At 73.3% G+C, this 4,758-nt stretch carries 9 protein-coding genes; 4 read left to right on the top strand and 5 right to left on the bottom strand.

Features of this window, described 5'->3' with window-relative positions:
• From E1266_RS35700 to E1266_RS35680, 5 genes are all read right to left on the bottom strand, one after another.
• On the bottom strand, positions 1-407 hold a 407-nt coding region (locus E1266_RS35700; protein WP_132054776.1), incomplete at its 3' end, for an OmdA domain containing protein.
• Positions 404-712: a hypothetical protein gene (locus E1266_RS35695; RefSeq protein ID WP_132054774.1), complete on the bottom strand. Its 309-nt coding sequence runs from the start codon at positions 710-712 to the stop codon at positions 404-406. The genes E1266_RS35700 and E1266_RS35695, both read right to left, overlap by 4 nt.
• Positions 709-912 carry a hypothetical protein gene (locus E1266_RS35690; protein WP_132054772.1) on the bottom strand — a complete coding sequence of 68 codons (204 nt, stop codon included), beginning with the start codon at positions 910-912 and terminating at the stop codon, positions 709-711. Before E1266_RS35690 ends, E1266_RS35695 begins: the two co-directional genes overlap by 4 nt.
• Positions 909-1,148 carry a hypothetical protein gene (locus tag E1266_RS35685; protein ID WP_132054770.1) on the bottom strand — a complete coding sequence of 80 codons (240 nt, stop codon included), beginning with the start codon at positions 1,146-1,148 and terminating at the stop codon, positions 909-911. The genes E1266_RS35690 and E1266_RS35685 overlap by 4 nt, the downstream gene beginning before the upstream one ends.
• 105 nt (positions 1,149-1,253) lie before the next feature.
• Positions 1,254-2,462, bottom strand: a complete 1,209-nt coding sequence (locus E1266_RS35680) for a helix-turn-helix transcriptional regulator (RefSeq protein ID WP_132054768.1) — start codon at positions 2,460-2,462, stop codon at positions 1,254-1,256.
• A 123-nt stretch (positions 2,463-2,585) separates the two neighbouring features.
• Between E1266_RS35680 and E1266_RS35675 the strand changes: the two genes are divergently transcribed.
• The 4 genes from E1266_RS35675 (at position 2,586) to E1266_RS35660 (ending at position 4,727) form a co-directional block, all read left to right on the top strand.
• A complete protein-coding gene (locus E1266_RS35675; protein WP_132054766.1) occupies positions 2,586-3,365 on the top strand; it encodes an NYN domain-containing protein in 780 nt (259 codons plus the stop codon).
• Positions 3,366-3,469: 104 nt separating this feature from the next.
• On the top strand, positions 3,470-3,832 hold the full coding sequence (locus E1266_RS35670) for a nuclear transport factor 2 family protein (RefSeq protein WP_132054764.1): 363 nt from the start codon (positions 3,470-3,472) through the stop codon (positions 3,830-3,832).
• 99 nt (positions 3,833-3,931) lie between these two features.
• Complete coding sequence (locus tag E1266_RS35665) at positions 3,932-4,315, top strand: VOC family protein (RefSeq protein WP_132054762.1); 384 nt, start codon at positions 3,932-3,934, stop codon at positions 4,313-4,315.
• A gap of 16 nt (positions 4,316-4,331) precedes the next feature.
• Positions 4,332-4,727 carry a YciI family protein gene (locus E1266_RS35660; RefSeq protein WP_132054760.1) on the top strand — a complete coding sequence of 132 codons (396 nt, stop codon included), beginning with the start codon at positions 4,332-4,334 and terminating at the stop codon, positions 4,725-4,727.
• The last annotated feature ends 31 nt before the right edge of the window (positions 4,728-4,758 follow it).

The following is a 4,758-nucleotide window of genomic DNA, read 5'->3' as shown; positions in this document are numbered from 1 at the left end:
GGGTGGGCGGCGAGGGCCTCGGCCAGGTCGGGCGGGACGACGGCGTCGCGCTGGGCGGTGTAGGCGGCGTCCCACCGGCCGTCGGCCTTCGCGGCGGCGACCTCGGCGAGGCCGGGCGGACGCATCCGCCCGGCGGCGGTCAGCGCCTCCACCCGCTCGACGTTGACCCGCGACCACGGGCTCCCCTTGCGGCGGCGCGAGTACCGCTGCAGGTAGAAGTGCTCGTCGCAGGACTTCCGCTGGCTGTCGATCCACCCGTAGCACAACGCGACGTCCAGCGCCTCGCCGATCGTGACGGAGGTCGCCGCCGACCCCTTCTTGGCGATCTTCAGCCAGGCGCCGCCCTCGCTCTCGTGGTTGGCGGCCAGCCATGCCTCCCACTCGGCGGCGTCCGCGAAGTGCGTCATCGTCCCAGGATGACACTCCGCACCGACAACCGGCGCCTGCGGGGAGCGGGCACGACCGCCCCGAGCAGCGCGGCGACCCCGGCGCGGGCGCCGCGGATGTCCGAGCACGGCGCGAGCCCTCGCCCGGTCGAGGACCAGAACCACGCCCGCCCGTCCGGCCCGGTCCGGACGGTGACGCTCTCCCCGGCGTGCGGGGCGTCCTGCGAGTAGACGTGCAGGATCGGCGGGCGGTAGCGCAGCCGCACCGACCACCCGGCCGCGGCGAGCGCGGCGCCGAGCCGGTCCAGCCGCCCGACGGCGTTCACCACCGCGCCCCTTCGAGCAGCTCCCGGACGTACCACGCCAGCTCCCGCTCCCCGGCCGCCTCGACGAGCAGGGCGCCGTGCCGCGCCGCCGGCCACGGGACCAGGGCCCACCAGCGCCGGGTGGCCTGCCCGTACCAGGTGACGACCCCGGCGTACCGCCACGCCGCGGGCAGGCCGACCACGGTGTCGTCGCACGTCACGGCTCGACCGAGCGCAGGACGTGGACGATGCGGTCGGCCGCGCCGGGAACCTCGTCGACCGGCCCGATCCCCTGGCCCCACGTCCAGCGGAAGACGCGCCCGTCGCTGGTGATGGAGTCGTTGAGGCGCGGCGCGGCGGGGTTGGCGACCGTGAGGCGGTCGTCCCGCAGAGTGGTCCGCCATCCCCGGGAGTCGAGCTCGGCGGCAAGCCGCCCAAGTGCGTAAATCGTGTCCATGACCACGGACGGTAAGCGGAGCAACACTCCGCTTGTTCACAGGCGTGAACTCAGCGCAAGTCGGTGCCGGAAGGCGGGTCCGTGCAGCCCACCTACCGTTTCGGGTCAGTGCGGGAGCCCCATCCGGGAGGCGAGTCCGCGCAGCTCCCGTCCGACCGAGGCGCCGTGCGCCTGGGTCAGCATCACCGCGACGGTCTCACCGACCGCGGCGGAGTTGCGGATCTTGTGGGGCGCGACCTTTTCTGCGCGCAGGAGCCAGCGCTGCGCCTCGTGCCTGGTCTTCTTGTCGCGTGCCAGGCCGCGGCCCACGTCGGCGAGGAACGCCGCGTGCCGTCCACGGCGGGGCCGGAGCCTGGCCTCGTCCACGGAGGCGGCCAGCCGGAGAAGGTCGCCGCCGCTCTCGCCGCGTTCGGTGGCCAGGGCGATCCGCCACGCTCCGACGTTGGAGGCCGAGAACGCGCCCCAGTTCTCGCCGGGGGTGTCCGGCGTGCGTCCGGCCAGGCCCGCCGCCTGGTCCAGCCAGTGTCCGGCCCGTTCGTAGTCGCAAGCCACGGTGGCGGTCATGGACGCCGCCAGGGTCAGCATGCCCAGCACCTGGACGCCAAGGTCGTCGCGGGCGTGGGGTTCCAAGCGGTCGGCGGCCTCTTCGGCGGCGGCGAGCGTGCGTTCCCGCGTCGTGGTCGGCATGGTGTGGATGCGCAGGGACGCGGCCTTGCCCGTGCTGACGGGGTCGTCGAGTATCCGCGCCGCCTCGTCCGCCCGCATGGCGGCGATGTGCGCGAGGTCCCCGTAGCCCAGGTCCTTGCTTGTGAACGTCGCGGTCTGGAACGCCTCGATGAGCGTCTGCAGCGCGAGCCGGTGGGCGGCCTCGTCGGCGGGCGCGCATGCATGGACGTGCAGCTCGTCCAGGAGCGCGGGCAGCCTCTCCCCCACCTCGGTGTGCTGGTACTCGCTGCGGTCGATGCGCTCCATCTCCGCGACGAGTTCGCTCAGCGGGCGCGCCCGGTCGGTCGCCGGCGCGGTCAGGGTGTTGGTCAGCAGCGCCGCCCGGACCGCCGGGACGGTGGCGTGCGGCGCCGCCTGCACCGGGTCGGCGGTGAGGTGGGGCGCTCCGACCAGGTCGGTCTCCGACACGCGCAGGGTCTTGGCCAGGGCCGAGATGTGCGAGCGTCGGTCGAGGGCACGCTGCCCGCGTTCGGCCATGGACAGGAAGGACTTGGACAGGCCGGCCTGGCCGGCGAGCTGGTCGAGGGTCATGCCGCGCCAGCGGCGCAGGGCGCGCAGGCGGGCCCCGATGGTGGTCTCGTCGTGCACGTCGCACCTCCTCGTCGGCCCCCGCCCCTTAGGCTACGGCGGCACGGGAATGCACGTCAGGGCAAGCGACGGGCGAACCGACGCGGCCGGCCCGCGGCGCGGAGGCCCCGGGGAGGGAGTGACATGGTCAGCGACAACGCCGACCGGCTGGCGGTGCTCATCGACGCCGACAACGCCCAGGCGGCGATGATCGAGGGGCTGCTGGCGGAGGTCGCCAAGTACGGAACCGCCCATGTCAAGCGCGCCTACGGCGACTGGACGGGGACGAGCCTGCGGAGCTGGAAGGAGCATCTGCTCGACCAGTCGATCCAGCCGGTGCAGCAGTTCGCCTACACCACCGGGAAGAACGCCACGGACGCGGCGATGGTCATCGACGCGATGGACCTGCTGTACTCCGACCGGTTCGACGGGTTCTGCCTGGTGTCCAGCGACAGCGACTTCACCCGGCTGGCCGCGCGGATCCGCGAGTCGGGCCTGACCGTGTACGGGTTCGGGGAGCGCAAGACGCCCAAGCCGTTCGTGGCGGCGTGCGACAAGTTCATCTACATCGAGAACCTGATCTACGACCAGGTCTCGGCCGAGCCCGAGGCGGTGGCGCTCAAGGCCGCGCCGCCGTCGTCGGCGGCGGCGCTGAAGCAGGACTCGGCGCTGGTGAACCTGCTGCGCAACGCCGTGGAGGGCGCGTCCGACGAGGACGGGTGGGCGGCGCTGGCGTCGGTGGGGCACATCATCACCAAGCAGCGTCCCGAGTTCGACTCCCGCAACTACGGCTACGCCAAGCTCAGCGACCTGATCGCGGCGACGACGCTGTTCGAGATGGACCGCCGCAGCCCCGGCGACGGCAAGTCCAAGATCCTCTATGTGCGCGACAAGCGGCGCCAGGCCCGCCGTCCCGGCTCCTGAAACCTATAACTGTTCCTTCTGGTCTCTAGAAGCTCCATCTCTTTGACTTCTGCCATGGGCGGCGCCGACGATGGAGATGACTGAGACCGGATGCAGGGGGAATCATGACCGAACGCGAGAAGGCGATGCGGCCGGAGGACATCACCCGCCTGTTCGTGGAGCGCTCCAACGCCGGGGACGCGGCGGGGGTCGCGGCGCTCTACGAGGCGGACGCGGTGCTGGCCTATCCGCCGGGCGCGACGACGGTGGGGCGCGAGGCGATCCGGGAGCTGTGGGAGCGGGTGCTGGAGAACCGGCCGCGTTTCGAGCCGGAGGAGCCGCTGCCGACGCTGGTCAGCGGGAACCTCGCGCTCACCTCGACGCCGCCGCGGGACGGGGCCGGCGCCCGCGCGCAGGTCGCGCGGCGCCAGCCCGACGGGAGCTGGCTGCGCGTCCTGGACCAGCCCGAGTTCGTCGCACCGCGGTAAGAGAAAAAATTCGGCCGGGGATGTCGAGGTGGCCGCGGTCGGGTCCGTCCTCTGGGTGAGGCGCCCGAGATGGGGCGCGACCGGAGAAAGGACGGGGCCATGGGAGCACCTGTGGTGCACTTCGAGATCCTCGGCGCGGACCCGGCGGGGCTGCGCGCCTTCTACGGAGGGCTGTTCGGCTGGGAGTTCCAGGTCGGCGACGCCGCCACCGCGGAGGTGTCGCGGCCGGGCGGCTACGGGTTCGTCCGGCAGGGGGCGGCGGAGATCGCCGGCGGTGTCGGCGGCGGCGACGGGTTCGGGCCGCGCGTGCTGTTCTACGTCGGCGTGGACGACGTGGAGGCGGCGCTGGCCCGCGCGGAGAGCCTCGGCGGGACGCGCCGGATGGGCCCGGAGCCGCGGACGGGCGGCGACTTGCGCGTGGGGTGGTTCGCCGACCCCGAGGGCAACGTCGTCGGCGTCGCCGGCCCGCCGGTCGTAGGGTGAGCGGGAGGGGGACGCGATGAAGTACCTGCTGCTGATCTACAGCAACGCCGAGAACTGGGAGCATCCGCTGTTCCTGCGCGACCCGGCGTTCCTGGCGCTGCCGGCCGAGGAGCGCGACGCGCTGGCGGCGCGGGCCGAGGAGCTGTTCACCGAGATCTCCGAGTCGGGCGAGCTGGTGGCCGGGACGGCGCTGGGCGATCCGGTGACGGCGCGGACGATGCGGGTGCGCGACGGGGTGCCGGTGGCGACCGACGGCCCGTTCGTGGAGACCAAGGAGCAGCTGGCCGGGTACGTGGTGGTGGACTGCGACTCCCCGGAGCGGGCGGCGGAGATCGCGGCGCGGATTCCCGACGCGCGGTTCGCGGCGGTGGAGGTGCGCCCGGTGATGACGGCGTCCGGCCTGGAGATGTGAGCGGGCCCGGGGATGTGAGCGGGGCGGGGGG

The sequence above is a fragment of the Actinomadura sp. 7K534 genome, assembly GCF_004348575.1.
Lineage (GTDB): Bacteria > Actinomycetota > Actinomycetes > Streptosporangiales > Streptosporangiaceae > Spirillospora > Spirillospora livida.
The sequence above is the reverse complement of the archived record's forward strand: the minus strand, read 5'-3'. Positions and strand labels throughout refer to the sequence as shown.

Bases quoted from the DNA above. Each gene is read 5' to 3' on its own strand.
- E1266_RS35670 (WP_132054764.1), top strand. From the start codon at position 3,470: ATGACCGAACGCGAGAAGGCGATGCGGCCGGAGGACATCACCCGCCTG.
- E1266_RS35665 (WP_132054762.1), top strand. From the start codon at position 3,932: ATGGGAGCACCTGTGGTGCACTTCGAGATCCTCGGCGCGGACCCGGCG.
- E1266_RS35660 (WP_132054760.1), top strand. From the start codon at position 4,332: ATGAAGTACCTGCTGCTGATCTACAGCAACGCCGAGAACTGGGAGCAT.
- E1266_RS35685 (WP_132054770.1), bottom strand. From the start codon at position 1,148: ATGGACACGATTTACGCACTTGGGCGGCTTGCCGCCGAGCTCGACTCC.
- E1266_RS35675 (WP_132054766.1), top strand. From the start codon at position 2,586: ATGGTCAGCGACAACGCCGACCGGCTGGCGGTGCTCATCGACGCCGAC.